The sequence below is a fragment of the Tessaracoccus yangjingae genome (assembly GCF_055326235.1).
Genome location: NZ_JBUZNN010000011.1, coordinates 43185 through 68987, shown reverse-complemented (window position 1 = coordinate 68987; position 25803 = coordinate 43185). Strand labels below are relative to the sequence as shown.

Here is a 25803-nt window from a genome sequence, read left to right as displayed (position 1 = left end):
ACGTACCAGAATTCGTGAATGATGAATCGCATGCGTAGAGAGACCGCCGACCGGTTGGCCCGCCTGACGGGAGCCAGGCTGGTCGGCGACCCTGGCACTCTCGTCGGCCCCGACGTGGTTATCGACTCACGCGCATGCTCCCCCGGCGCCCTCTTTGTCGCTCTGCCGGGGGAGCGAGCCGATGGTCACGACTTCGTTGAGGGGGCGGTCGCGGCTGGCGCCGCGGCCGTCCTCGTGCGCAAGGAACTCCCCATGGCGGTCCCGCAACTTGTGGTGCCCGACCCGCTGGCCGGGCTGACCGCCCTGGCAACGGCGCTTGTGGAGGAAGCCGTCGCGGCCGGACTGGTCACCGTCGGCATCACCGGGTCGTCAGGCAAGACCAGTACCAAGGACTTACTGGCCCAGGTGCTGGCGACCGCCGGCCCCACGGTCGCCCCTGTCGGCTCGTTGAACAACGAGCTCGGGGTGCCGCTGACTGCCACCAGGGTGGATGCGGCCACACGGTTCCTGGTCAGCGAGATGGGAGCCCGCGGCAGTGGTCACATTGCCTCCTTGTGCCCGATTGTGACGCCTCACGTTGGCATTGTGCTCAACGTCGGCCACGCTCACCTCGGCCAGTTCGGGTCGGTAGCGGCGATCGCGAAGGCAAAGGGCGAACTCGTGGAGGCGCTGCCCGCAGAAGGCTGGGCGGTCCTGAACGCCGACGACCCGCTCGTCTCAGCGATGGCCGGACGCACCGGCGCCCGCATCGCCACCTTTGCCGTCGGTGCTGCGCCCGGGTGGGGGGACCTGCGGGTCTGGGCCGAGCAAGTCGGGGCCTCTGACAGGCAACGGCCCACCTTCATGCTGCACGCCAGCGGCGCAGCCAGAGGGTCTGCCCCGGTGGCGTTGCAGGTGACCGGAGCCCATCAGGTGGGCAATGCGCTGGCCGCAGCCGTGGCGGCGCTGGGGCAGGGCCTGGACGTTTCCACGGTTGCCCTGGCTCTTGGCAACGCCACCGCCCGCTCGCACTGGCGGATGGAACTCAGCTCCCGTCCGGACGGGGCGCTGGTGGTTAACGACGCCTACAACGCCAATCCCGACTCCATGACCGCGGCACTGCGCACCCTCGCCTCGTTGCGTAGACCCGGCGGGCGCCTCCTCGCGGTGCTGGGCGACATGCTGGAACTCGGCCCCGGGGCCGCCGCGGCGCACGTCGAGGTCGGGGCGCTTGCCGCAGCGCTCGGCGTGGACCGGTTGATCGCGATCGGCGCCCATGCCGACGACCTGGTCTCCGGAGCCGGTGGCGTCGAGAGCACCGTGGCATCGGACAGGGCCGCCGCCGCTGCTACCGCCGCCGCCTGGCTGAGTCCTGCGGACGTCGTGCTGGTCAAGGGGTCAAGGGGTTTGGCTCTGGAGAACGTGGCCGAACGACTGTCCGCACCCCACAGGGGGTAATCGACGAGGAGCCAGAGCCATCAGCTTGCTGCTGGCCTTTACCCTCAAACACCTGGCCGGTTCTGGGGCTGTGTGGCCTGCGACTGCTGCGCGACCACGGATATGAGACGGGCAACACCGCTCACCCAGGCCCGAGAAGATTGAGGGATGGTCGCGCGGCTCACGCGTGAAGTAGGCCGCAGCCGCCCAGCAGAACCCCTTCGGATCCTTCCGGGGGCATTCCCGGCACCGTCGGGGGGCCGTGGCTTGGCGAGCCGCGGCCGGCGCACCTCTCGCCGGGCAAGCCTCAGCCGGGGTAGCGGTGCTCGAGGGCAGCCAGGAGCCGACGCCGGGCGGCCTCAACGTTCTCCCGCCGAGCGGTGGTCATTTCGGCCTCGACCTGCTCGACTTCGGCGGCGAGGCGTTCATCGCGGAATACGCCCCGGATCCAGCGGGAGAAGTCATGGGCCTCGGCGTGGTGAGCGATGACGTCGGCCTCGCAGACGTCCAACTCACTGTGGAAGTCGCGTAGATTTGCAGCCTCGTGACCGGAGGTTGACTCCCGGCTGCGGCGGAACACGAACCGCCGATGGACCGGTAGGTCCGCCGTCGCGTACTTGTGCCAGTGGCGCTCGTGAGTGGTACGCCGGTGGCCGACTATGAAGGGGCGCAGCACTCCGGGCTCGCTGGCGCGCACGAGCAGGCCAGCCCCGGTGGGGAGGGCGGAGAATGCGGCGAGGACATCGTTGACCGAGAGCCTGCTAAACGCCGTGGTGGCGGCGACGACCGCGTCCTCCGCATCAAGGGTAGTTGGCTGCAGGGACACAAGGATGTCGATGCTGTTCCGAGCCTCAGCACTGAGTTCGGTGGGGTGATAGGTGATCATGCAGTGGCCCTTGCGGTCCGGTGCGAACAGGTGTGGAGTCTTGCTCTCTTGGCCGAGAGATTCGTGGGCCTCGTCGATCAGCACCCAGTGGGGCAGGCCGCGGTCGCTGCGCAGATCGGCGAGCCGGGGCGGTGTTTCCTGGTACCACGTGTGCCTTTCTTTCCCGGTGAGCTGGGACAGGTCGGCGATGATGCTTGTGCCAAGGTGACTCAACAGGGTGCGTATGAGCCCGGTCCTGGGACCGGGCTCGTGCCCACCCAGATGAACGACGTTGGGCAGGGCGCCCAGACTGGTGTGGTCCCCCTCGACATCGATGACGACCACGGCGTAGGCGAGACGGATGAGTTGCTCGGCGATGAGCCCGGCCAGAAAGGACTTCCCGGCACGGGTGCCACCCGTCACAAGAATGTTGACCTGGGAGGCCGGAATAGTGGCAGGGGTGGCGTCGAGGTAGGTCCCTACCGAGATCTGCCAGCGTTCGGGGTGCACGTGGGAGCGCCCGGCCAGGACGTCACCGCGCAGGATCTCGATCACCCCTTTGCCGGCCGGGGCAAGTGTGACGATGTCGGCGCGGCGCTTGAGAGACTCGACGGCGTTGGCGACGGCGACGCCAATCTCGCAGCGCGCGAGCATGGTGTGGTCGTTCTCCGCGTCGCCAATGGCGATAGTGGAGTGTCGGGACAGGCCCAGGTTGTCGAGGGCGGCGTCCAGTCCGGTTCCCTTGGTGACGCCGGCCGGCACGATCATCAGGGCGCCGCGGTTGCGCGTGAGTTGGTAGTCGGCTCCGAGCCGACGGACCTCCTCCAGAACGAGGTGGTCGTGGGTCGCCGAGCAGCCCAGGAGTACCTGCCCGCGGTCGACCCGGACCCCGCGGCCCGTGAGTGCGTCGGCCAGCGCTGGGTCGATCGGCTGAGCCAGCACCTGCGACCCCGCCCTGGTGTGGAGCACCGCGCCGTTTTCGGCGACGATTGCGTCGAACCAGTTGTCCACATCGGCGAAGCCGGCCCGCAGGTGACGCAGTGTGCGGCCGGTGACGAGCACGAGGCGGCGCCCGCGGGCGCGCGCCTCGGCCAGGGCAGCGAGCACGGCCGAGGAGGGTTGCTCACCGTCTGTCAGAGTGCCGTCGAAGTCAAGTGCGATAGCGCGGAAGTAGTCAGGCATGGCCTAACCCCCAGGGTGGCGAAGGTCTTCGTTCGCGGGGGGGGGATTTCCCCTCGCACGCTACATTCTTCACGAATCGTGCTTCGCATGTCAACCGTACGAATGATCACGGGGCCACCAGCCCTCGAGGCGCAATGGCGCGATCGTCGAGCGATACGACATCCCGCACGCGGCGCTGGGGCTCGCGGGACTTTCACTCGGAATCAGGGACGCAATTCGATACGACGACCTTGCGATGGGCACCCGGGTGCCGCTCCTGTCGTGCGCTTGTAGCGCCTACGACCGCCGGGTGGTCGCAGACGTCTCACGCGATGCGGACTCCGTCTGTCTGTCACGACCATCGGCTGAGCTGAGTCAGGCTCGGGCGGTCGACCAGGGATCCTTTGAGTATGTCGCTTGACTTGGGCCCACCAGGGCGTTTGAAGTGACCATCGGCCTGCGGGTGAACTGACGCCCTCCTGTGTCGGCGTCCCTTCGTGGCAACTGCGGTCGTCCGCCTTGGGGGAGGACGGGCTGTCGATAACGGCAAAGGAGCACATCACGCTACCGGGCGTCACGTGGTGCTCACGGGCAGCCGTGGCGTGGTCAGGTGGCGCGAGGGTGGCAGGGGCTTAGGCCCCCGTGGTGTCCGAGCTGTCCACCGGCTGCGGTCGGCAAGCGTTATGCGGGGTGACTGGCTCGTCTGGCTGATGACAGGAGGCCGCGATGCAGCGCGAGATGCGACGCCGGGGTGGGGGGTTCGGCTTCGACGAGGACCGGGTTCAAGTCTTCGACGCGGCGGGCACCTTCGTGCCGGGGCCAGCACCCGACGTCCAGGGCGAGAGGGTGTTGGCCGTGGGGGTCGTCGCGGTCAACGAGGAGGTCGTGTCCGCGCGTGACATCGCGACGGGGGTTGCCGATGATGCCCGAGAACCTGCGCTTGCACGCGACCACACCCCGAGGCCGGATCGCGCTCCTCGCAGCATCCGCCGCAGGAGGCGACGCCACGGTCGCTCCCGCGTTTGCCGCCCTCTGCAACGACCTGCTGGCAGCCCTGCGATGAGCAACGAACCTTTCGCCAGTGACCCTCTCGTGTCCGCCTATGCTGAGGTGCAGCCTTGGACGCGTGTTCCGCGCGCGTCTGGGGTTCAGAATCATTCCCCACGCATTCCCCACGGCAAGGTGACGAAGTGGCAATCAATCCGCATAAGTCCTTGTCAGGGGGTCATTATCGGCTGATAGAAGAGAGCTTCAACTCCTCTTTCGCGCACAAATGTGCCCTTGACTAGGGGTGATGCAGCAAAAAGGCGAGAGGCGAAACCTCTCGCCTTTCTTGTGTCCCGAGCGGTGTCGAGGCCGCTGACAAGGAAGAATGCATCGCTTGTGGATTTGCCGCCCCCATTGGAGGGGGGTTAATCTCCCCAAGCGTGGTGCACTTCCCACGGGTTCCCCACGGTGTGGAGGTGCTCGGACTCGCATGTTGCCGTCAGGCGGTCACCGACGGCCGGGGGCTGGGGGTCGCCACACCCTTGTGAAAGTCGAACGCCGCTGTCTGCGGCTCATGCCACCGGTCGCCCTCAAGCGGTCCCGCCGACGGACCCACAACCCTTCGCAGCAAGCTGAGCACTCCCGGCGCTCCGATCGCCTCCATCGCGGGATGGAAGGCCTCAGGTGCCTGCAGCCGAAGTGGACGGCATCCTGCCGAGACGCGTGGAGTTCGCTACTCTTTGCCGCAAGAACGTGCTCCGGGGTCGGTGTAACTCCGAACCGGCGGTGATAGTCCGCGACCCTGCGGCTCCTTGTGAGCCAATGGTTGAACCGGTGGGATTCCGGTACCGACGGTTAAAGTCCGGATGGGAGGCGCACGCGGTTCGTGGCGTCGCCGCGCGCCGACGCTCCTGCGTTGGCGATTCCGGTTTCGCTGCGCGCTGGCATGTCCCTACCCCGGAGTCGTCACACGAGACGACGGAGGGGCAGATGAGTCCGACCATCCTGGAAGACCGGCGATCAGCCGGTGCCACCACAAGCGCGCACGAGAGCGCCATGGACCGTGCCCTCACGCTCGCCGCCCGCTCCCCGCGGGCCGACCCGAACCCACGCGTCGGCTGCGTCCTGGTCGGCGGCGACGGCCGGATCGTGGGCGAGGGCTGGCACCATGGCGCCGGAACGGCGCATGCGGAGGTTGAGGCTCTCAACGCCGCCGGTACGGACGCCGCCGGCGCCACCGCGTACGTGACCTTGGAGCCCTGCAATCACCACGGCCGTACTGGGCCTTGCGCCGAGGCGTTGCTGCGCGCCGGCGTCCGTCGCGTGGTGTACGCCCAGGCCGACCCGAATCCGCCCGCGTCCGGCGGCGCGGCCACGCTGGCCGCGGGGGGCGTGGAGGTGCTGGGCGGCGTCCGGGCGGCGGAGGCGGCCCACCTCAACGAGGCCTGGACGTTCTCGGTGACGCACGGTCGTCCTTTCGTCACCTGGAAGGTGGCGGGCACCCTGGACGGCCGGACCGCCGCCGCGGACGGCTCGTCGGCCTGGATCACGGGCACACCGGCCCGGCTCGACGTCCATCGGTTGCGGTCCCGCTGCGGGGCGATCGTTGTCGGGACGGGGACGGTGCTGGCTGACGATCCCCGACTCACGGTCCGCCGCCCCGACGGCACGAATGCGCCCGGGCAGCCCGTCCGGGTGGTCGTCGGACGCCGCCCGATCCCCGCTGACGCCCGCGTCCTGTCGCCAGATGCGTCCACGCTGCTGCTCGCCGACGACCCGGCAGGTGTCCTGGCGCGCCTGCAGGAAGCCGGTGTTCGCCACGTCTGGCTGGAGGGTGGGGCCTCCCTCGCCGCGGCGTTCGTCACGGCCGGCCTGGTCGACGAGATCGTCGCCTACCTCGCGCCCGTCCTGGTGGGCTCCGGCGCCCCGCTGATCGGCGACCTGGGTATCGGCACCCTCGCGGACGCCCACCGGTACGCCCTCGTCGATGTGAGCCGGCTGGGCGACGACGTCCGGCTCACCCTCCGACCCCTCCCCGGTCTTTCAGAACCCCAACCGAACCCTGGCAAGGAGTGATCATGTTCACCGGCATCATCGAAGAATTGGGCGAGGTCGTCGAGATCCGCCACCTGGAGGACTCCGCCGTCGTGACCGTCCGCGGTCCGCTCGTCACGTCGGACGCCACCCACGGCAGCTCGATCGCCGTCAACGGTGTCTGCCTCACCGTGACCGGCCTGGACGGGGACCTGTTCATGGTCGACGTCATGGCCGAGTCACTCCGGCGCACGTCGCTGGGCGGCCTCACCCCGGGGGACCGGGTCAACCTGGAGCGGGCGATGGGGTCCGACGGCCGGTTCGGTGGGCACATCGTGCAGGGACACGTCGACGGAACGGGCCGCATCCTGTCCCGTACGCCGGGCGAGCAGTGGGAGGTGGTCGAGATCTCCTGCCCGCCCGAGGTGCAGCGCTACCTGGTGGAGAAGGGCTCGGTCACCGTCGACGGCGTGTCCCTGACCGTGTTCGACATCCGGCCGGACCGGTTCACGGTCTCGCTGATCCCGACCACGCTCGAGCTGACGACGCTCGGCTCCGCCGCTGTCGGGGCGGTCGTCAACCTTGAGGCGGACATCCTCGGCAAGTACATCGTCGCCCACCTCGAGCGTCTCGAACTTGGCGCCCTGCGGGAGACCACCCATGCCTGAGTTCGCCACCATTCCCGCAGCCCTGGACGCGCTGCGCGCCGGCCGTCCGGTCCTGGTCCTCGACGACGCCGACCGGGAGAACGAGGGGGACGCCATCTTGGCGGCCTCGACGGCGTCCGCCGAATGGGTCGGGTGGATGGTGCGGCACACATCGGGCTACCTGTGCGCCCCCCTGCCCGTCGACTGGGCCGACCGTCTGGGCCTGCCCCTCATGGTTCCCGACAGCGCCGACCCGTTGCGGACCGCGTACACGGTCAGCGTGGACGCGGCGTCCGGGGTCACGACCGGGATCTCGGCGGCGGACCGGGCCACCACGCTCCGTGTCCTCGGCAACCCGGACGCCGCGGCGTCCGACCTGATCCGGCCCGGGCACGTCCTGCCGCTGCGCGCCCGGCCGGGCGGGGTCTTCGAACGGCAGGGGCACACCGAGGCGACCGTCGACCTGTGCCGGTTGGCCGGCCTGCCGCCCGTGGGCGTGATCGGTGAACTCGTCCACGATGCGGGTGAGGTGATGCGGACGCCCGACGTCGTCGCCCTCGGCGCGGCCGAGTGCCTGCCCGTCATCACGATCGCGGACCTGGTCGCCTGGCGCGACCTGTACGACCGCGTCACGCTGGCCGCCGTGACGACGCTGCCCACCGCCCACGGGACGTTCGCGTTGCACGGCTACCGGGACCGGCGCACCGGAGCCGACCACCTCGCCTTGATCAGCCCACGCGGCCTCACCACCGATGGCGCGGCACCGCTCGTCCGCCTCCACTCCGAATGTCTCACTGGGGACGCGTTCGGTTCCCGTCGCTGCGACTGCGGCCGCCAACTCGACGAGTCCCTCGCCGTCATTGCCCGTCAGGGGGGTGTCGTGATCTACCTGCGAGGTCACGAGGGGCGCGGCGTGGGGCTGCTCGCGAAGTTGTCGGCGTACGCCCTCCAGGACGTCGGCGCGGACACCGTCGACGCCCAAACCCTGCTGGGCCTACCGGTCGACGCCCGCGAATACGGCGCCGCCGCCGCCATCCTGACCGCCGAAGGGGTGGTCCGGGCCGAACTGCTCACCAACAACCCGGCCAAGGCCGACGGCCTGCGCACGGCGGGGATCGACATCACCGGCCTCCGTCCGCTCATCGTGGAGCCCAACCCCGACAACGTGCACTACCTGTCCACCAAGCGCGAGCGGATGGGCCACCGCCTACCCACCGCGTCCAACCTCGTCCAGGAGGCCTGATGGCCGGCTCCGGCACCCCCCACCTCACCGTCGACGGCCGCGGCCGACGCATCGCCGTCGTCGCCTCGTCCTGGCACGACCGCGTCATGAACTCACTCGTCACCAACGCCGTCACCACGCTGGAACGCGCCGGCGCGACCGTCACGGTGGTCCGCGTCCCGGGCACGTTCGAACTGCCGGTCGCCTGCGCCCGCCTGGCCCACCACTTCGACGGGCTGGTCGCCCTCGGAGTCGTCATCCGGGGCGGGACACCCCACTTCGACTACGTCTGCTCCGGTGCCACCCACGGCATCGTCGACGTGATGACCCGCACCGGAACGCCGGTGGGTTTCGGTGTCCTCACGTGTGACACCGAGCAGCAGGCGCTCGACCGCGCAGGACTTCCCGGATCACCGGAGGACAAGGGACGCGAGGCGGCCGAGGCCGTCCTGGCCACTCTCTCTGCGCTGACCGCCGCAGTGCCCTGATCCTCCCACCACTGCAAGCGCCCGGACACCCGGAATGGTCGCCGCCGGTGAGCCATTCGATCGTCTGCGCTTGTCACCACGTTCAAGGCGTTCGTGGCACCTGGGCGGCGTCCCTCACCTCCGATGAGTCGCTCGACGACGTCCTCGAGCATCGCGGCACCGATCGTTTCCTCACCGTCGACGACGAGCGCGAAGTGGGTGCCGCCCGCCTGCATGGCGGCCAGGGCGGCCTCCAGGGTGGCGTCCTTCGCGATGGTCGCCAGCTGGCGGAGAAATGGACCGCCCGGCGCCACCCCGGCCGAACCCGCCACCAGTGGGGTCGTCGTCGACCGCACGCCGCACCCGGTCCCTGTCATCAAGGGTGGTGGCGACGTCTGGTCCGCCGACGGGGACGTCCGACTCTGGATTCGGCGGACAGGGACGATCCGTAGCGCCAGTCTCCCGGTGGCTTCGCGGCGCCCCTGTCCGCGAGGAGGAGCCGGAGCCCGTTAGGACGGATGTCGTGTTCGCTCGCCGCCGCCAGGAGGACGCCCATGAACCCCGAGCCACACCACCATGTCACCGGGACAGGATTGTGGCTCCAGGGGGCCGACGTCCACGGCGTCTGCGCCGACGCGGGGCAAGTCGTACACCGAGATCGCCGAGACTGTGGGAGGTGTGACATGGAGGCCGTCGCTATCACGTGCGTGGTTGCCCGAGGGCTCGTGGACGCCTTGGAGGCACTCCTCTTGAGCCTGCCTGGTCGGCGCCGCTCTGCTGGCAGCGTTGCGGTGAACGCCGGGTGGGTTGGGGCTGCGACGCTTGGCGGTCGTCGGCCTATGCTGAAGGCAGTATTGGACGCGAGGTCCGCGCGGCCTTGGCTCCGGTGCTATTCCCCACGTATTCCCCACGGCAAGGTGACGAAGTGGCAATCCATCTGCATAAGTCCTTGTCAGGGGGTCATTATCGGTTGATAGAAGAGAGCTTCAACTCCTCTCTCGCGCACAAAAAGTGCCTCTGACTAGGGCAAATAGGGTGAAAAGGCGGGAGGCGAAAACCTCTCGCCTTTCCTATGTCCGGATGTTGTGACGTGCCGGTGACAAGGCAGAATACGTCGCTGGGGCGACCGGCGCACTCCCTCGAGTCCGGCTCGTTCCCCACGCTGGGGTGTGTTCCCCACGCAGCCTGGGTGATCCTTCGATCAAGCGTTGCGACCCCGCGGCTCCCCGTGTTCCGCCTCTTCGGCGAATCTTCCAGCTGCTTCGGTGTGGCGCCTATCGGGCGTCACGGGCGGGGTGGTTCAGGAGCTGGTGTGGTGGTGTGGCGTCAGGCCGATGTGGGCCGCGGCGTGGTTGATCTCGTCTTCGGTCGTCCAGCGGCCGAGCGAGAGCCGCAGGGCGCTCATGGCTCGGGCCGGGTCGAGGCCCATGGCGGTGAGGACGGGTGAGGGCGAGTCGTGTCCGGCGTGGCAGGCGGACCCGGCGGAGGCGGCGACGGCGGTGAGCTCGTCCAGGAGGGTGGGGGCGCGGGTGTCGTCGATGCTGATGTTGAGGGTGTTGGGGAGCCGTTGCGTGGGGTGGCCGTTGAGGTGGACCCGGCCGGGCAGCAACTCCTCGAGCTGGCGGTGCAGTTCGTCGCGCAAGCTGGTGAGCCGTTCTGTTTCGCCTGCGTCGAGAGCACGCGCGGCGAGGTGGGCGGCGTGACCGAGGGCGACGATGTGGGGGACGTTCTCGGTGCCGGCGCGCAGGCCTGATTCCTGGCTGCCGCCGACGATGTGGGGTCGCAGGGTCACGCCGTCGCGGACCCAGAGGGCGGCGACACCTTTGGGTGCGTACATCTTGTGCCCGACGACGGTGAGCAGGTCGACCCCGAGGGTCTCGACGTCGACGGGGATCTTGCCGACGGACTGGGCGGCGTCGGTGTGCATCAGGACGCCGCGGGCGTGGGCGACCCGGGCGATGTCGGCGATCGGTTGGAGGGTGCCGGTTTCGTTGTTGGCGTGCATCGCCGTGACCAGGACGGTCGCGTTAGTGATCGCATGCGCGACCGCGTCCGGGTCGACGAGCCCGTGCCGGTCGACCGGCAGGACGGTGACGTCGGCGTCGTAGAGGTCGGCGAGGTCGGCGCAGGCGGCCAGGACGGCGGGGTGTTCGGTGGCTTGGGTGATCACGTGGGGTCGTTGCCCGGGACGCCGGCGGGCCAACACTTCGCCCGTGATGGCGAGGGCGTCGGCTTCGGAGCCACTGCCGGTGAACACGATCCGCCCGGTGTGTCCGCGGATGAGGTCGCTGACCTCGCGGCGGGCGGTCTCGACGGCGGCGCGGGCGGCGCGTCCGTAGGGGTGGCTGCTGGACGGGTTTCCGAACTCCGCCCGCAGGTAGGGAAGCATCGCGTCCACAACGTCGGGGTCGATGGGAGTGGTGGCGTTGTAATCGAGGTAGACGGGCCGTCCGGCCAGCCCCGGGTGCGGGTTCATGTGGTGCCCCTGAAGAGGTTGGTGTGCGCCTATGGTCAGGGTAGGCGGTCCGGTGGTAGACGCCGCAGGCGTGGCGCGGCGTCCACCACCGCTGTGGTCAGAAGACGAGGACCTTGTCGGCGGCGAGGGTGTGATCGGTGAGTTCTTCCATGGTGGAGCGGCGGGCGCCGGGGATCAGCATCTCGACGGTGATGCCGCGGGCGTCCATGCAGGTGCCGCAACACAGGATCTCGCCGCCGCTGCGGGTCACCGAGCCGAGCATGCGGTCCAGCTTGTAGTAGCCGTCGGCGGTCTTCTGACCGGCCATGGCGGCGGTGACGCCGTCGCCCATCAGGAAGACGGTCATGTCGACGCCGTCGCGTTTGGCCATGGACGCCGCCAGGCGGATCGCGTTGTAGGTGGAGTCCAGCCCGTAGGCGGAACCGTTGATGATCATCAAAGCCTTCATGGAGATGTTCCTTTCGAGTGGGGGTCAGGCGCGTTCGACGGTGGTGGTCAGAGGGATCGGGTGGAGGATCGTGTAGACGAAGGGGCACTTGGCGCGGGCCGCGTCCTGCCAGCGGGCGAGGGTGGCGTCGTCGACGTCGGCACTGACGTGCACGGCGACGGTGATCTGCTCCATCAGCGGTGCGTCCCCGGAGTCGTAGACGGCGGCCACGTTCACGTCCTGCTCGGCGACCACGCTGACCGCGTTCAGCTCGACCCCTTCGGTGGCGGCGATCGTCACCATGGTCGAGGCGTAGCAGGCACCCAGTCCGGCCAGCAGGTACTGCAGAGGGTCGGGGGCCAGACCTTGCCCGCCGAAGCCGGGGGCGATGTCGACGTGGAGGTCGGTCGTGTCCTTACCGTGGGACACCGACGCCGTGTACGCCGGCTCGCCTGCGGTGAAGCTCCACCTGCCCTCCACCCGCTTGTGCAGCCGGAACACCGAGGTGTCGGTTCGGCCGCGTTCCATGACGCCACCCAGGACGTCGAGGTCGAGGTTGTTCAGTCTCACAGGACTCCTTATTCAACGATCTGCTTGAACAACCGCGAGCGTAGCACTGGAGAGCCCCGGGTGCACTACTATTCACGTGAATCGTTGAGGAGGTGTCCCAGGTGGACGGACGTCAGTTCAAGGACGAGGTTTTCGGGCACTTCGCGCGCATGGGGGCGGCGTTCGGGCACGCCAAGCGCGTCGAGATCATCGACGTGCTGACCCAGGGTGAACGAAACGTGGAGTCGCTGGCCGGGCAGATCTCGGCGAGCGTGGCGAACACCTCCCGCCATCTGCAGATCCTGTCCGCCGCTGGGCTCGTGAGCCGGCGGGTCGAGGGCACCGCGCGGGTGTACCGGCTGGCCGCCCCCGGCGTCGAGACCGCCTACCGCACCCTGGTCGGGCTCGCCGAGAGCCGGGTCGCCGAAGTCACCGCGCTGACCGAGGCTTTCTTCGCCGACGCCGACGGCACCCGTCCCGTCGCGTTCGACGAACTCGACACGCTCAGCCGCTCCGGCGATGTCATCCTGGTCGATGTGCGACCCGAGACCGAGTTCGCCACCGGCCACGTCGACGGCGCCCTGAACATCCCGCTGGCCGAGCTGGCCACCCGCCTGTCCGAACTGCGCGACGACGCCACCATCGTCGCGTACTGCCGGGGCCCGTACTGCGTCATGGCCGCCACGGCCGTCACGCGTCTTCGCGAAGCGGGCCGACAAGCTCTCCGCCTCGAGGGCGGGTATCCGCAGTGGCGCGACGCAGGGCGTGCGACGTCGCCGGGTTCGCTGAGGGGCCCTTCGTGAACCCCTGACGCGCCCGGGCCCACGTGGGCCCGGGTGCCGGAAGCTCGGCACCCTGGGGAGCGCCCAGCTGGCCAGCCGGGTGATATATGCCACCACGCGCGCGGCGATGAAGTGCACCTCGGCGGGTTCCGGCGGTTCTGGAACGGGTCGATCGGGGTGACCGCCATGATCGCGGGTCACCGCAGCGGCACGGCTGCCATGAAACTGCTGGACGCGGAGGCAGGTCTCTCAAGCGCGCGTTGACCCGCCAGGACGACGACGTGTCAGGGTGGCAGGGGGTCCGGCGCGAAGCTGTCCACGGACAGGAGCAGGTGTCCGTTATGTGGGTGACTGCCTTGATTGATGGGTGACAGGAGGCCGCACGATGCGGAGCGACGTGGAGGACCGGGCAGGGACCGACGTCGACGCGTCCCGGTCGGCGTCCGGTGACGGCTGCTTCGCTCTGCGCCCACCGGTGGGCGCACCGAAGTCCAGATTGCCCCGGACGCTGGGGAGGCGCGGTCGGCGTTGCCCCTCCTTGTTTCTGGTAATGGACTGTTTCGCGTCATGAGAAACGAACGAAGTGCAGAAACGGTCGTGCTTGAGGAGAGTTTGCGTCGGATCGCGGACCTGCTGCCCCCCACATGGGATGCGACCGCGACCGTCGGCGGAGGCGTGGAGGGAGACGCACTGTTGGTGCTGCGGGGGCCGGCCGGGTTGGGCGTCACCTACAGCGTCGAGGCGAAGCGTGCGGGCGGGCGGTCGCTCGCCGCTACGGTGGCGACACTTCGTGAACGCCAGCGGGAGTCGGGGCTTTCGGTCCTGTTCGTCGCGGATTACCTCGGGCCGGCTACTCGCCGTGCCCTGGCCCAGGCGGGGATCAGTTACGTCGACGCGACGGGCTGGGTGCGCTTGGTCTCGGACGACCCGTTGATTCTTCTGACTGGTGAGGGGGCGGAGCGCTCGCCTCGTGCCCCGGAGTCCGCTGCCTTGGTCCGGTTGAACGGGGTGGCTACCAGCCGCGTGATCCGCGCCCTGTCGGAGATCGAAGTGCCGGTCGGTGTCCGGGCGTTGGCCAGCGCGGCACAGGTCTCACCCGAGTACGTCGCAGCCCGACGAGTCCTCCTCGACGCACTGGAGGCGCTGACGGACCACCTCCCGAGCCTCATCCTGGTCGGCGCCCAGGCCGTCTACCACCACACAGGCATCTCTGGCTTATGAGGACTTGCACTTGCGCCGAATGGGTCATAAGTTTGAGGCGTCCAAAATTATGATCAGGAGGGGTGGGAGGCGATGCCCATACTTTTCGGCGCTGATCCGATCCAGACTGAAGTGCAGATCATCCTTGCGGCCCTGGCAGACGGGAAGGTCGTCAATGACGCGGTGGAGCGGCAGTATGTGGACCTCAAGGAAGAGCATGGACGCCGTGATCGCCAGGGCGGCATCGGGCCCAGTAGTCCCCGCAACCAGGAGGCCGCGCAGGAGCTCGCGGCGGCAGCAGCCTGCATGGCCAACACGCCCGGTGGTGGCGCGCTGATCGTCGGGGTGTCTGACGACGGCCAGTTGATCGGCACCGACCTGGAGGCCGAGTGGTTGCGGCACCGCATGTGGGAGTTGTCGGGCAAGGCCTTGACGGTGGACGTCGCGACCCATGAGGTATCGGGTCGGCGGCTTCTGGTGCTGCGTGCCCCGCAAGCGCTCGAGCCCATCCGTGTCAACGGGAAGATCCGTTGGCGGGTGGGCACCAATTGCGTCGAGATTGACGCCCACACCTGGCATGCGCGTCGTATGGCCGACCTCAACTTCGACTGGTCGAGCGAGGAATCCAGCGTCCCTGTCGAGGCGGCCCGTCCGGTGGCTCTGGAGTTGGCGCGCGAGTTGCTGCGCGCCTCGGGGGAGGATCATTCGGAGGAGTTGGCTGCCGACACCGACAGGAGCTTGTTGAGGCGGCTCAATGTGGTGTCCCCGGGAGGTCGGCTGACCAATGCGGGTGTGATTGCCTTCGTGGGGCGCGGAGATCCCGGCCTCGACTATGTGCGACGTGCTCAGGCGGGAGGTGATTCGCTGAGCCGACTCCGCAGGCCGGCTCGGTCCCTGATCGAGGAGTTGGTCGAGGTCTTCCAGGCCGTCGATGCCAACACGCCCACGATCCACGTCCAGCACGGCCTGGTGATCGGGCAGCAGCGTGAGATCCCTCGGCGCGCCGCGCGTGAAGCGATCGTCAACGGTGTCGCGCACCGTGAGTGGGGCGTCTCGGAGCCGACTCTGGTGGAGCACGTGGGCCGGCTCCTGCGAGTGACCAGCCCCGGCGGATTCATCGGAGGCGTCACAACGGACAACATCATTACCCACCCGTCGCGCTCCCGGAACCGGGCCCTCGCCGAACTGCTCGCGGCACTGCGGGTCGCCGAACGCGAGGGGATCGGTGTGGATCGTATGGTCGCCGACATGGTCAGCGTCGGGCATCCCGCGCCAGTGATCGAGGAGGTCCCGGGCCCCTACGTCCGGGCCGAACTCATCGGCGACGATCTGGACGTCGGCTGGATCCAGTGGCTTCACTCCATCGACCCGGCCAACGAGGCCGACGACCTGAACTCCCTGCTGATCCTCCGGCAGTTGGTGGCGACTGGCTGGATCGATCCGCTGCGGGCAGCGACCACGATCCAGGACACCGTCTCGGCGGCATCAGGTGCGCTCGCCAAGCTGTCCAGGGCCTCGATCGTGGGTGCGCCGATCGTTGAGACGATCATCGGAAGCCCTGACGGCACGGACCCGGTGTGGCGGCTCAGTCACGCTGGTGCCGATCTGCTGCGTCGCCTCGACGGCCAGGTGAACCGGACCCGCATGTGGCCGAGCCGCGAGCGAGTCGCGGCCTCCTACGCCAAGGCCCGCGGACGGATCAGTTCCACCGAGTTGGCGAGCCTCGTCGGTGCCTACGCGAGCAATGTCGGCACGGTCCTCAAACGGTTGGAAGAAGACGGCGTCCTCGCGCCCTCACGTGCCTCCCGGCGCGGCACAGGCTTCTACTACCGCTTCATCGGAGAGCCGTCGTGAGCTCACTGGTGTGTTCCTTGGCCGAAGGCCGGTGCACCGGAGCTACGCTCAGGTCGGTGCGACCCAGCGTTCCCTGCGCCTCGGCGGTGCTCTCCCCAATCCCCACGCATTCCCCACGACAAGGAGACCACATGGCATTTCACCGCCATAAGGCCTTGCCAGAGAGCCATTATCGGCTGATAGAAGAGAGCTTCAACTCCTCTCTCGCGCACAAAAAGTGCCTCTGACTAGGGGTTATACAGGAAAAGGGCGGGAGGCGAAAACCTCTCGCCTTTCCTATGTCCCAATGTTGTGACTTGCCGCTGGCAAGGGGGAATGCGGTTGCTGACGTGACCGGCGGTTCCTTGGGCGGCTCGTTCGTTCCCCACGCGTGGGTCGTGTTCCCCACGTATTCCCCACGATTCCCCAGGCCGTGAGGGACGGGCTTGCGCCCGCGCCCGCTGGCGCCTTCCCGGACCGGTCTCGTTGGGTCCGTAGCCTCAGCAGCAGCTTCCCTTGGCTGCCAGCGGGAGTGAACGGTTCCGGGTGTCGGCGTGCTCGACCGTGGGTCCGCAGCACGGCTGAGCCGTGCCGGTGCTTCCCTGGGTGCGGTCGCAGCAGGGTTGGTCGGGTGACGCGCTGGGTTGGGCGAGCAGGTCGGCGGCGGCGAGGAGGCCGGCACGGGTGATGAGGTCGGCGGGCACTGTTTCATAGGTGGTGTCGTCGACGGTGATGGTGCGGCAGTCGTGGGGGCCGCAGACGTCGCAGCAAGGGCTCTGGCCGGTGGCACCGCCGAGCCACTCCTCGACGGGTCGGCCCGCGATCAGGATGCGGTTGGACTCCAGGGGGGCCTGCTCGAACTGGGCGAGGTTGATGGTGCCCTCGTTCAGCCGGACGGTGATGCCCAGGGGGGCGAGTGCCGCGGTGAGTGTCGTGGCTGCGGTGCGTATCTCGTCGCCGGTGTCGCCGCAGCGGGGGCAGGTTTGCCCGGCGTCAACGAGGCGTTGCCAGACGATGGTGAGGTCGGTCATGGGGTGCTCCCGGTCATGGTGTGGGTGTCGGTGAGGGCGAGGAGCCTGTCGGCGCCGGTGGGTTCGTCGAGCAGGACGGGCACGACGGCGACCCGGGCTGCCGCCTGCGTGACGGTGGCGATCGGGTCGGCCTCAAGGTGGGCGCGCCGACGCAGCAGCGGGGAGGTGGGGTGCGCGGCCGTCAGGGACTGGTTGATGACCCACGCCCACGGGGTGATGCCGGCGCGCGCGAGGTCGTCGCAGAACGCGAGCGCCTCCAGCACCGGGGTGGGTTCGGGCAGGGTCACCATCACCAGGCGGGTGTAGTCCGGGTCCTGCAGGCGCATCAGCGGAGTAGTGAACCGGACCCCGGCGGCCATGGTTTTGACGGTGTCGCGGTGGTAGGCGCCGGTGGTGTCCATCAGCAGGAGGGTGTGCCCGGTGGGGGCGGTGTCCATGACCACGAACTGGCGGCGGGCCTGCCCGACCAGGTGCGAAAACTGCTGGAAGACGGCGATCTCCTGGTGGCAGGGGCTCTGGAGGTCTTCGGCGAGGGCGGCCAGCGCCTCGGCGTCCAGGTCTTTGCCCTGGGTGGCCAGCACGCGGGCCCGGTAGTCGGCGATCGCCTGCACGGGGTCGACCCGCGACAGCGTCAACGACGGCAGGTCGGGGGTCTGGGTGAGGGTGGCGTCCAGGTGGGCGGCGGGGTCGGTGGTGGTGAGGTGGACCTGGTGACCGCGGGCGGCGAGCCCGACCGCGATCGCGGCCGCGATGGTGGTCTTGCCGACCCCACCCTTGCCGACACACATCACCAGCCCGTGACCGATGGCCGCGAGTTCGTCGACCAGGGCGTCCAGGCCCGGCAGCCCGAGTTCGGCGGGCAGAGGGACTGAGTCCGTCGTCGCATCGGCGGTTTCCTCGGGTGACAGGAGTGCCCTCAGGGCGGGCACCCCGACCATGTTCACAGACTTCAAGGGGATCCGGTCCTGCGGTAGGTCGGCGAGCGGGCCCGTGACGCTGGCCAGGGCGGCCGTCTCGCGGGTACGGATCGCGGTCGCGAGCGGATCACCGCTGCCCTCGTCGGGCAGCACGGCGTTCACCACGAGGTGGGTAGCGTGGATCCCGATCCCGGCCAGTTCGGACGCGGTACGCCCGGCCTCGGCCAGGGAGGTGGCCTGCGGTCGGGCCACGAGCACCAGCCTGGTAGTGGTGGGGTCGGTCAGGGCGGCCAGCGCTCTGGCGTACTGGCCGCGGTGCTTGTCCAGCCCCGACATCGGTCCCAGGCAGGACGCGTCGCCGCCCGCGTCGATGAAACCGGTCCAGTCACCGGGCAGCCGCAGCAGCCGGATGGTGTGCCCGGTCGGTGCGGTGTCGAACACCACGTGGTCGTAGTGGGAGTCCTCCTCGGCGAGGAAGCCGGTGAACTCGTTGAACGACGCGATCTCGGTGGTGCACGAGCCGCTCAGTTGCTCGGTGAGCGACGCGATCTCGACGGCGGGGAGCACGGTGCGCACGGGGCCGAGGATCCGTTCCCGGTACTGCTCGGCGGCCGATTCGGGGTCGATTTCCAGGGCGTCCAAGCCTTCGACGCCGGCCACCGGGGTGACTCGGTTCCCGATCGGCTGGTGGAACACCTGGCCGACGTTGGAGGCGGGGTCGGTCGAGACCAGCAGGACTCGACGACCAGATCCGGCCAGGTGGACCGCCGTCGCGCATGCGAGCGACGTCTTGCCCACCCCGCCCTTGCCGGTGAAGAACACGAACCGCGGCATCACCTGCAGGAACTTCATTGACATGCTCCCGCCCAGCCGATCGCGGGGTCAGCCGGTCAGCGGCCGGCCAGCAGTTGGGCGATCTCGGCCGGCTTCGCGACCCGACCCGACAGCACCACCTGCTCGTCGACCACCAGGCCGGGGGTGCGCATGATGCCGTAGCCGGCGATGTCGGCGTAGTCGGTCACCTTCTCGACGGTGGCCTCCAGGCCGAGGGTGGCCAGGGCGTCGCGGGTGTTCTTCTCCAGGTTGACGCAGTTGGCGCAGCCGGGACCGAGGACCTTGATGTGCATGGTGTGACTCCTTCTTCGAGGTTTGGTGTGGTGTTTCAGATGGGCAGGACGGCGTTGAACAGGTAGCCCACGGCGATGATCCCGGTGGCCACGACGGCGACGAACGTGGCGATCAGTTTCGGTTTGAGGACGCGGCGCAGCAGGATCATCTCGGGCAGGCTGAGCGCGACGGTGGCCATCATGAAGGCGAGCAGGGTGCCCATCGGGAGGCCCTTGTCGTGGAGCGCGTCGACCAGGGGGAGGACGCCGGCCGCGTTGGAGTAGAGCGGGACGCCGACGGCGACGGCGATCAGGACGGCGAAGGGGTTGTCCCGGCCGGCGTAGGTGGCGAAGAAGTTCTCCGGCGCCCAGCCGTGGATGACCGCCCCGAGGCCGATGCCGACCAGCAGGTAGGGCCAGATCTTGCGCAGGATTGCCGCGACCTCGTCGATGCCGAGTTGGACGCGATCGGGCCACGTGAGGTGGGCGGTCGAGTCGATGACCTGGCCGCGGAGCCGGGTCTCGAACACGAACGGTTCCACCCAGTGTTCGAGGCGGAGGCGTCCGATCACCCAGCCGGCGACGATCGCGATGCTGACGCCTGCGGCGACGTACAACAGGGTAGGGCCGGGGCCGAACAGGCCCAGCAGCAGCGCGATCGCGACCTCGTTGATCAGGGGGCTGGCGATCAGGAAGCTCATCGTGACGCCCAGGGGGACGCCGGCGGCGACGAAACCGATGAACGCCGGCACGGCGCTGCACGAGCAGAACGGCGTCACGACGCCCAGCAGCGCCGCCAGGACGTTGCCGACGCCCTCGCGTTTGCCGCCGAGCAGCGCCCGGGTGCGTTCCACGCTCATGAACGACCGCAGGACCGTGACCACGAAGATGATCCCGGTCAGCAGCAGCGCGATCTTGACCGTGTCGTAGAAGAAGAACCACACCCCCGACCCCAGCCGGGACTCCAGATCGAGCCCAGCGGCGTCGCCGACCAGCCACGTCCAGAACGGCTCGTTGACCCAGTACAGCGCCACCCACGACACGGCCGCCGCCGCGACCCCGAGGCTCAGCCGGACGCCGGGGCGTCCGACGTGAGTGGCTACCGGCATGACGCACACTCCGCCCGGGTAGCCGCGGCCACCGGCAGGGCGGCGTGTAGCCGCTCCAGCGCGTCCTCGGCCAGGGTGTAGTCGACCCACCGGCCCCGCCGGGCCGTGGTCACCAGGCCAGCCTCCCGCAGCATCCGCAGGTGGTAGCTCAACAGGTTGGCTGGGATCGGCGGATCGAGCTGCAGGTCGCACACGCACCGGGTCCCGGACGCCGCCAGCTGGTTCAGCAGGGTCAGTCGCACCGGGTCGGCGGCCACAGCCAGGAGCGTCGCCGCGTCCCGAGTCAGTTCAGGCTCCATTGATTCAAGCACAATTGAATTGTGCACCCGTCCGTCCGGATCTGCAAGCAGGGCGGCCCTCATCCATCGCTGTCTCGTCAGAGCCGCAGCCCCGCGAGCCATCCGGCGATCGTCGCAGTGACCAGCAGCGTGCCGATGACCAGCGCGACGATCCGCCAGCGGGCGATGACGAGCATGCCGCTGATGGCGCCGACGCTGGTGCCCGCTCCGGTGATGAGGAACGCGATGCCCGCTCCGGGGGCCATGCCGCCGTCCAAGAGGCTCGCCACCAGGGGCAGGGAGGCGTCGGTGTTGAGGTAGACCGGGACGCCGAGCAGGGCGGCCAGGGGAACCGACCAGACGGGGTTGCCCTCGCCGAGCCAGGTGGTGAGGAGGCCCGTCGGCAGGATCCTGATGACGAGGTACCCCAGGGCGGCGAAGCCCAGGAAGTACACGGCGAGCCGGCGGCTATTGGTGGCCAGGGCGCCGCCGAACCGACGCCACGTGGCGGGTTCGGCATGGACCACCGGGGCTGGCCTGGTGTCGATGACGGCCAGTTCCCGGGTCCCCCCGACCCGCAGCGTGGTCGGCGCACCGGCGGCGGGGCTGGTTCCGCAGCTATGACCGGCGTCGCAGCCGCCGCCGGGGGTCGGGGTCGCGAGGCGGGCCTGTCCGGCGAGGAGTCCGTGGCGCTCCAGCCACCAGGCGGCACCGCCGCCGATCAGGCCGACGGCGATCGCCGCACCGAAGAACGTGGTCGCAAACGCGGGCCCGAACAGCCCGACCGACCACACGTACTCCTGCGGACTGGTCAGCGGCGAGGACACCATGAACGCCACAATCGGCGCCCACGGGACCGAGGAAGCCATCGCCCCCAGCACCACGGCGGTGGTGCCGCAGGAGCAGAACGGCGTGAGCGCGCCCAGTGCGACGGCGCCCACGATCGCCACCCAGGTGCGACGCCGCAGCCAACCGCCCAAGCGGTCCGGTTTCACGTACACCTGCACGGCGGAGGCCACCACGACACTTGCGAGCAGATAGGGCCAGTTGTGGGCCAGTGCGGTCGCCACGTCGGTCGCGACGCCGACACCCAGGCCTGCCAGGTGATCGAACATCCACGTCTCCAATCCATAGACGCGCATCGATTGATCGATGCCGATGGATATGATAGACACGTGTCTATGAGTATTCAACAGGCGGCGCTCCGGCCCACGTCGGTCGGTGACCTGTGCTGTTCCCCGATCCTCCAGGCCCCTCTGCGGCCCGACGATGCCCTGGCCCTGGCGGGGGCACTGAAGGTCCTGGCCGACCCCGCGCGGTTACGGCTGCTGAGCCTGATCCGGGCCGCGGACGACGGACGGGCGACCACCCGCGTGCTGGCCGACCGGCTGGGGCTGACCCAGCCGACCGTCACCCACCACCTAGGTGCCCTGTTCGACGCCGGCTTCCTCGACCGGGAGCGGGCAGGCCGCCAGACCTGGTATTGGGTGAATACCGATGGGTTGCGGGCGATCCAACAGCTCCTTGACCCGACGCCGGTGGGAGCTGTCGAGTCGGCAGGAAGGTAAGCCACAGCGCGCGGCCGCGATCGGACCGAGGCGAAGGAAGCTGCGGAGGCCTCTCCTAGCAATCGGTTCGACCGGGTCGACGCGGAGTGTTCAGCTGGTCAGGTTTGATGCGAGTGTGTGCACCCGGGCGGCGATCTGGTCGCGGATGTTCCGGGTCCGTTCGTCGCCCTCGATGCCGTCGTCGGCCGGGTCGTGGATCGGCCAGCGCTCGACGCGGTCGGCCAGCTGCTCGGGTGGGGTCAGCTGGACGTCGGGGCCGATGAGGATGATGCGGTCGGCTGCGTCCAGCATGGCGGCCGTCACGGCCTTGGGGTGCTCCCCGGTGGTGGTGGCGCCGAGCTCGGCGACGATACGTGCCGAGGCGTCGTCGATGGTGTCGTCGGGTCCGGTGCCGGCGGTGGTGACCACGATCCGGTCGCCGCACAGGTGGCGCATCAGGGCGCCGGCCATTTGGGACTTGCCCGCGTTGTGGACGCAGAGGAACAGCACGTGGGGGAGGTGGCCGGGCTTGATCGTGCTCGCGCGGGAGGTCGCCCTATGTGTTTGGCGGGTGTGGGTCTGGTAGGTGCTGTTGCCGCCCGAGAGGTTCATCACCTCAGTGAAGCCGAGGGCGAGCAGGACGTTCTGGGCGGCGTTCCCGGTGACGCCCTTGTTGCAGTACGTGACCGTCGGCAGCTGTGGGTCAAGTTCCCCGACGCGCCGTCGCATGTCTGCCAGCGGGATGTTCACCGCCCCAGGCAGGTGGCTCTTGGCATGGTCCTTCGCGGCGCGCACGTCGACGATCTGGATCTGCTCGCCGTTGCCCAGCCGCGCGTCGAGGTCGGTGGGGGTGATCAATGGCGCCCGTCCGCGGACGGCGGTCTCGAGTGCCATGCCGGTGTAGTGGACCGGGTCCTTGGTGGTGGCGAACGGCGGTGAGTAGGCGAGGTCGAGGTGGAACAGGTCGGCGACGGTTGCGCCTAAGGTGATCGCGGTGGCGAGCACGTCGATGCGCTTGTCCACCCCCTCCGGTCCGACGGCCTGGGCGCCCAGGAGTCGGCCGGTGGCGCGGTCGGCCACGGCCTTGATGGTGAGTTCCTTGCCGCCCAGGTAGGTGGCGTGGGCCGGTTTGGTGTTGTGCAGGACGACCGGGTCGAATCCCTCGGCGCGGGCTTGGGTCTCGGTGAGCCCGGTGTGGCCGACGGCCAGTCCGAACGCCCGCACGATGCCGGTGCCCAGGATCCCGCGATGCTCCAGGGTGGTGCCTCCGGTGATCGCGTCGCCGGCGATGCGCCCCATCTTGTTGGCTGTCGATCCCAGCGGCCGCCACAAGGGCCGGCCGGTGATCAGCGAGTAGCTTTCGGCACAGTCACCGACCGCGTAGGCGCCGTCGACGTTGGTGCGCATGGACGAGTCGACGGCGATCGCGCCGGTCTCGCCGATGGTCACCCCGAGGTCGCGCGCGAGGTCGGTGTTGGGCCGCACTCCGACGGCGAGGATCACCAGCTGTGCCGGAACGAGTTCGCCGGTGTCGAGCCGCGCGCCCGCAACCTTGGTGTCTCCGTCGAGTCCGGTCATCGTCGTGTTGAGCCGCACGGTCACGCCGTGGCGCTCGAGTTCCTCCTGGACGCGGAACGCCATGTCCGCGTCGAGGGCCGGCATGACCTGTGGGAGGCGCTCGACCAGGGTGACGCTGATCCCGCTCGCGACCAGCTGTTCGGCGACTTCCAGGCCGATGAACCCGGATCCGACGACCACGGCCTGCGTGGGTGAGGAGTCGTCGATCCAGCCCTTGATCGCCTCGGCGTCGCGGACGCTGCGCAGCGCGAAGACGCCCGGCAGGTCGACGCCGGGCACCGGCGGGATGATGCTGGTGGCGCCCGTGGCGAGCACGAGGCTGTCGTAGCGGTCCGTGGTCACCTCGCCGGAGGACAGGTCGCGAACCTTCAGGGTGCGGCCGGCCGGGTCGGCGCTGATCACCTCGTGGCCGGTGCGGATGTCGATGTTGTAGCGCTTGGCGAACCAGGCCGCGTCGCGGGGGTGGAGTTCGTCGGCGTCGGGCACGGTCCCGCCGATGTAGTACGGCAGGCCGCACCCAGAGTAGGAGATGTCCCGGTCCCGCTCGTAGATCACGATCTCCATCTCCTCGTCGTTGCGCCGGGCCTTGGCGCCCACCGACGTGCCGGCAGCGACCGCCCCGACGATCACGAGCCGCTGCGAACGAGGCGACGCTGGCATGGGCATGTCGGACACGGGAACCTCCTGGGTTCATGCCCCGCTGGTGCGGGACGTCGTCGGGTCGAAGTCGAGGGTTGAGACCGGATGGGCCTACCTTGACTCCCATAATAGCTCAGCTACCATTGAGGCAATATCTGTCGAGGTAATCAATCGCAGGGAGGGCTCATGGCACTGGTGGACGTGACCGCAAGGTCGCGCGCGTACGCCGCGCTGGGAGATCCGTCGCGGCTCGCGATCATCGACCTGCTCGCGCACGCCGACCTCGCCTCCGGCGAGCTCGCCGCCCAGCTGGACCTGCCGACCAACCTGATTGCCCACCACCTCGCCGTCCTCGAACAGGCAGGCCTCGTCACGCGGCACCGCTCCGAGGGGGACGGGCGGCGCAGCTACGTGCAGCGCACCCCGGCCTGCGACCGGTTGCTCGGCGCCGCCCCGCTGCCTCGTCCGGCCCGGGTCGCCTTCGTGTGCAGCCAGAACTCCGCCCGGTCACAGCTGGCGGAGTCCTACTGGCGCTCGATCAGCGACATCCCCGCCGTCTCGGCAGGAACCCGCCCCGCCCGACGAGTGCACCCGGGAGCGGTCACGGTGGCGCGCCGCCACGGGCTCGACCTCACGCACGCCGCCCCCAAGCTCGCCCGCGACGTCCTCACCGGCGACGAACTTCTCATCGCGGTGTGTGACCGCGCCTACGAGGACGTGGATGGTCCGGTGCTCCACTGGTCCATCCCCGACCCGGCGGGCAACGAGGATCCCGATGCCTTCGACGCCGCCTACGACGACATCACCCACCGGATCGACCGGCTCGCATCGAGCCTGGAAGGAGTGCAACCATGACCATCCACCCGGGCCAGGAACGCAGCTGGGAGGCTCTCCGCCCCGACGACAGGCTCGCCCTCAAGCAGGCCGCCGCGCAGCTCGCTCACGAGTTCTCGGGCCTCTTCGGCCGTGAGACCATCGAGCGGTTCCTCAACAGCTCGTTCGACCAGTTCGCCGGCCGGGCGACCGTCACCAGGTTCCTGCCACTGCTCGCCGAACGCTTCGCCAGGCAGCGTCTCCATGCCCTCGCCCGCGTCGAGGGACTCCACGACGACGGCAAGCCGGTGGTGCTCTTCCTCTGCACCCACAACGCCGGACGATCCCAGATGGCCCTCGGGTTCTTCCAAGCGCTCGCCGGCGACAACGCGGTCGCCTGGTCCGGCGGCTCCGAGCCCGGGCCCGAGGTCAACCCCGTCGCGATCCAGGCCATGGCTGAGCGCGGCATCGACATCGCCCACGAGTTCCCCAAGCCCTGGACCGATGAGACCGTCCGCGCCGCCGACGTCGTCATCACGATGGGCTGCGGCGACGCCTGCCCCATCTTCCCGGGCAAGCGCTACGAGAGCTGGGAACTCGACGACCCCCACGGCCAGGACCTCGACGCCGTCCGACCCATCCGCGACGACATCGAACGACGCGTCCGCAGCCTTCTGACATCGCTCAACCTGTGACGGCGAGGGTCCGAGGCGGGGGCG

Annotated in this window: 22 protein-coding genes and 1 riboswitch; of the genes, 11 read left to right on the top strand and 11 right to left on the bottom strand. The window is 69.2% G+C overall.

All coding sequences use genetic code 11. The annotated features are described in order from the left end of the window. Window positions 1-30: 30 nt before the first annotated feature. Window positions 31-1437: a UDP-N-acetylmuramoyl-tripeptide--D-alanyl-D-alanine ligase gene (locus ACZK5D_RS14235; protein WP_076063987.1), complete on the top strand. Its 1407-nt coding sequence runs from the start codon at window positions 31-33 to the stop codon at window positions 1435-1437. 286 nt (window positions 1438-1723) lie between these two features. On the opposite strand, the gene ACZK5D_RS14230 is transcribed toward ACZK5D_RS14235, so the two are convergent. Beyond that, a complete protein-coding gene (locus ACZK5D_RS14230) occupies window positions 1724-3463 on the bottom strand; it encodes an HAD hydrolase family protein (protein WP_463665744.1) in 1740 nt (579 codons plus the stop codon). A 1716-nt stretch (window positions 3464-5179) separates the two neighbouring features. Then, window positions 5180-5311: riboswitch (FMN riboswitch) on the top strand. A gap of 108 nt (window positions 5312-5419) precedes the next feature. On the opposite strand from ACZK5D_RS14230, the gene ribD reads away from it, so the two are divergent. From ribD to ribH, 4 genes are read left to right on the top strand one after another with little or no spacing between them, the layout of a single operon-like run. Then, the gene (gene ribD / locus ACZK5D_RS14225) at window positions 5420-6505 is read left to right on the top strand and encodes a bifunctional diaminohydroxyphosphoribosylaminopyrimidine deaminase/5-amino-6-(5-phosphoribosylamino)uracil reductase RibD (RefSeq protein ID WP_463665743.1); all 1086 of its coding nucleotides are present in this window, start codon (window positions 5420-5422) and stop codon (window positions 6503-6505) included. A gap of 2 nt (window positions 6506-6507) precedes the next feature. Continuing rightward, window positions 6508-7131: a riboflavin synthase gene (locus tag ACZK5D_RS14220; protein WP_463665742.1), complete on the top strand. Its 624-nt coding sequence runs from the start codon at window positions 6508-6510 to the stop codon at window positions 7129-7131. Beyond that, a complete protein-coding gene (gene ribB / locus ACZK5D_RS14215; protein ID WP_463665741.1) occupies window positions 7124-8353 on the top strand; it encodes a 3,4-dihydroxy-2-butanone-4-phosphate synthase in 1230 nt (409 codons plus the stop codon). Before ACZK5D_RS14220 ends, ribB begins: the two co-directional genes overlap by 8 nt. Beyond that, on the top strand, window positions 8353-8820 hold the full coding sequence (gene ribH, locus ACZK5D_RS14210) for a 6,7-dimethyl-8-ribityllumazine synthase (RefSeq protein ID WP_463665740.1): 468 nt from the start codon (window positions 8353-8355) through the stop codon (window positions 8818-8820). The genes ribB and ribH overlap by 1 nt, the downstream gene beginning before the upstream one ends. Before the next feature lie 1279 nt (window positions 8821-10099). Here ribH and ACZK5D_RS14205 read toward each other — a convergent pair. From ACZK5D_RS14205 to ACZK5D_RS14195, 3 genes are all read right to left on the bottom strand, one after another. Further along, window positions 10100-11275: a cysteine desulfurase family protein gene (locus tag ACZK5D_RS14205; RefSeq protein ID WP_458995014.1), complete on the bottom strand. Its 1176-nt coding sequence runs from the start codon at window positions 11273-11275 to the stop codon at window positions 10100-10102. A gap of 97 nt (window positions 11276-11372) precedes the next feature. Next, window positions 11373-11723 carry a DsrE/DsrF/TusD sulfur relay family protein gene (locus ACZK5D_RS14200; RefSeq protein ID WP_458995013.1) on the bottom strand — a complete coding sequence of 117 codons (351 nt, stop codon included), beginning with the start codon at window positions 11721-11723 and terminating at the stop codon, window positions 11373-11375. 24 nt (window positions 11724-11747) lie between these two features. Then, window positions 11748-12272, bottom strand: coding sequence for an OsmC family protein (locus tag ACZK5D_RS14195; protein ID WP_463665739.1), 525 nt, complete (start codon window positions 12270-12272; stop codon window positions 11748-11750). A gap of 101 nt (window positions 12273-12373) precedes the next feature. On the opposite strand from ACZK5D_RS14195, the gene ACZK5D_RS14190 reads away from it, so the two are divergent. From ACZK5D_RS14190 to ACZK5D_RS14180, 3 genes are all read left to right on the top strand, one after another. Continuing rightward, on the top strand, window positions 12374-13054 hold the full coding sequence (locus tag ACZK5D_RS14190) for a metalloregulator ArsR/SmtB family transcription factor (RefSeq protein WP_458995011.1): 681 nt from the start codon (window positions 12374-12376) through the stop codon (window positions 13052-13054). A gap of 576 nt (window positions 13055-13630) precedes the next feature. After that, window positions 13631-14254 (top strand): hypothetical protein, encoded by a 624-nt coding sequence (locus tag ACZK5D_RS14185; RefSeq protein ID WP_458995010.1) that lies wholly within the window; start codon window positions 13631-13633, stop codon window positions 14252-14254. A 111-nt stretch (window positions 14255-14365) separates the two neighbouring features. Continuing rightward, window positions 14366-16087, top strand: a complete 1722-nt coding sequence (locus ACZK5D_RS14180; protein ID WP_458995009.1) for an RNA/DNA-binding domain-containing protein — start codon at window positions 14366-14368, stop codon at window positions 16085-16087. A gap of 479 nt (window positions 16088-16566) precedes the next feature. Here ACZK5D_RS14180 and ACZK5D_RS14175 read toward each other — a convergent pair whose 3' ends face one another. The 6 genes from ACZK5D_RS14175 to ACZK5D_RS14150 all read right to left on the bottom strand — a co-directional run bounded on the left by ACZK5D_RS14175 (window position 16567) and on the right by ACZK5D_RS14150 (window position 21622). Continuing rightward, window positions 16567-17097, bottom strand: coding sequence for a DUF2703 domain-containing protein (locus tag ACZK5D_RS14175; protein ID WP_458995008.1), 531 nt, complete (start codon window positions 17095-17097; stop codon window positions 16567-16569). Continuing rightward, entirely contained in the window at window positions 17094-18872 is a 1779-nt protein-coding gene (gene arsA / locus ACZK5D_RS14170; protein ID WP_463665738.1) for an arsenical pump-driving ATPase, read from the bottom strand. The genes ACZK5D_RS14175 and arsA overlap by 4 nt, the downstream gene beginning before the upstream one ends. 32 nt (window positions 18873-18904) lie before the next feature. Then, window positions 18905-19141 (bottom strand): thioredoxin family protein, encoded by a 237-nt coding sequence (locus tag ACZK5D_RS14165; protein ID WP_458995006.1) that lies wholly within the window; start codon window positions 19139-19141, stop codon window positions 18905-18907. Window positions 19142-19176: 35 nt separating this feature from the next. Then, window positions 19177-20229: a permease gene (locus ACZK5D_RS14160; RefSeq protein WP_458995005.1), complete on the bottom strand. Its 1053-nt coding sequence runs from the start codon at window positions 20227-20229 to the stop codon at window positions 19177-19179. Continuing rightward, the gene (locus ACZK5D_RS14155; protein WP_463665737.1) at window positions 20220-20540 is read right to left on the bottom strand and encodes an ArsR/SmtB family transcription factor; all 321 of its coding nucleotides are present in this window, start codon (window positions 20538-20540) and stop codon (window positions 20220-20222) included. The genes ACZK5D_RS14160 and ACZK5D_RS14155 overlap by 10 nt, the downstream gene beginning before the upstream one ends. A 65-nt stretch (window positions 20541-20605) precedes the next feature. Next, on the bottom strand, window positions 20606-21622 hold the full coding sequence (locus ACZK5D_RS14150) for a permease (protein ID WP_458995003.1): 1017 nt from the start codon (window positions 21620-21622) through the stop codon (window positions 20606-20608). 66 nt (window positions 21623-21688) lie between these two features. Here ACZK5D_RS14150 and ACZK5D_RS14145 point away from each other — a divergent pair, with 66 nt between their 5' ends. Beyond that, window positions 21689-22075, top strand: coding sequence for a metalloregulator ArsR/SmtB family transcription factor (locus tag ACZK5D_RS14145; RefSeq protein ID WP_458995002.1), 387 nt, complete (start codon window positions 21689-21691; stop codon window positions 22073-22075). Between the two features lie 90 nt (window positions 22076-22165). Here ACZK5D_RS14145 and ACZK5D_RS14140 read toward each other — a convergent pair whose 3' ends face one another. Further along, window positions 22166-24298, bottom strand: coding sequence for an FAD-dependent oxidoreductase (locus ACZK5D_RS14140; RefSeq protein ID WP_463665780.1), 2133 nt, complete (start codon window positions 24296-24298; stop codon window positions 22166-22168). A gap of 159 nt (window positions 24299-24457) precedes the next feature. On the opposite strand from ACZK5D_RS14140, the gene ACZK5D_RS14135 reads away from it, so the two are divergent. Continuing rightward, window positions 24458-25126, top strand: coding sequence for an arsenate reductase/protein-tyrosine-phosphatase family protein (locus ACZK5D_RS14135; RefSeq protein WP_463665736.1), 669 nt, complete (start codon window positions 24458-24460; stop codon window positions 25124-25126). Then, the gene (locus ACZK5D_RS14130; RefSeq protein ID WP_463665735.1) at window positions 25123-25779 is read left to right on the top strand and encodes an arsenate reductase ArsC; all 657 of its coding nucleotides are present in this window, start codon (window positions 25123-25125) and stop codon (window positions 25777-25779) included. The genes ACZK5D_RS14135 and ACZK5D_RS14130 overlap by 4 nt, the downstream gene beginning before the upstream one ends. Window positions 25780-25803: the final 24 nt, after the last annotated feature.

Excerpts from the sequence above, each read along its gene's own strand:
- ACZK5D_RS14135 (WP_463665736.1), top strand. The coding sequence starts at position 24,458 with ATGGCACTGGTGGACGTGACCGCAAGGTCGCGCGCGTACGCCGCGCTG.
- ribB (WP_463665741.1), top strand. The coding sequence starts at position 7,124 with ATGCCTGAGTTCGCCACCATTCCCGCAGCCCTGGACGCGCTGCGCGCC.
- ACZK5D_RS14230 (WP_463665744.1), bottom strand. The coding sequence starts at position 3,463 with ATGCCTGACTACTTCCGCGCTATCGCACTTGACTTCGACGGCACTCTG.
- ACZK5D_RS14140 (WP_463665780.1), bottom strand. The coding sequence starts at position 24,298 with ATGCCCATGCCAGCGTCGCCTCGTTCGCAGCGGCTCGTGATCGTCGGG.
- ACZK5D_RS14175 (WP_458995008.1), bottom strand. The coding sequence starts at position 17,097 with ATGACCGACCTCACCATCGTCTGGCAACGCCTCGTTGACGCCGGGCAA.
- ACZK5D_RS14200 (WP_458995013.1), bottom strand. The coding sequence starts at position 11,723 with ATGAAGGCTTTGATGATCATCAACGGTTCCGCCTACGGGCTGGACTCC.
- ACZK5D_RS14235 (WP_076063987.1), top strand. The coding sequence starts at position 31 with ATGCGTAGAGAGACCGCCGACCGGTTGGCCCGCCTGACGGGAGCCAGG.
- arsA (WP_463665738.1), bottom strand. The coding sequence starts at position 18,872 with ATGTCAATGAAGTTCCTGCAGGTGATGCCGCGGTTCGTGTTCTTCACC.
- ACZK5D_RS14220 (WP_463665742.1), top strand. The coding sequence starts at position 6,508 with ATGTTCACCGGCATCATCGAAGAATTGGGCGAGGTCGTCGAGATCCGC.
- ribH (WP_463665740.1), top strand. The coding sequence starts at position 8,353 with ATGGCCGGCTCCGGCACCCCCCACCTCACCGTCGACGGCCGCGGCCGA.
- ACZK5D_RS14145 (WP_458995002.1), top strand. The coding sequence starts at position 21,689 with ATGAGTATTCAACAGGCGGCGCTCCGGCCCACGTCGGTCGGTGACCTG.
- ACZK5D_RS14205 (WP_458995014.1), bottom strand. The coding sequence starts at position 11,275 with ATGAACCCGCACCCGGGGCTGGCCGGACGGCCCGTCTACCTCGATTAC.
- ribD (WP_463665743.1), top strand. The coding sequence starts at position 5,420 with ATGAGTCCGACCATCCTGGAAGACCGGCGATCAGCCGGTGCCACCACA.
- ACZK5D_RS14165 (WP_458995006.1), bottom strand. The coding sequence starts at position 19,141 with ATGCACATCAAGGTCCTCGGTCCCGGCTGCGCCAACTGCGTCAACCTG.
- ACZK5D_RS14130 (WP_463665735.1), top strand. The coding sequence starts at position 25,123 with ATGACCATCCACCCGGGCCAGGAACGCAGCTGGGAGGCTCTCCGCCCC.
- ACZK5D_RS14150 (WP_458995003.1), bottom strand. The coding sequence starts at position 21,622 with ATGTTCGATCACCTGGCAGGCCTGGGTGTCGGCGTCGCGACCGACGTG.
- ACZK5D_RS14160 (WP_458995005.1), bottom strand. The coding sequence starts at position 20,229 with ATGCCGGTAGCCACTCACGTCGGACGCCCCGGCGTCCGGCTGAGCCTC.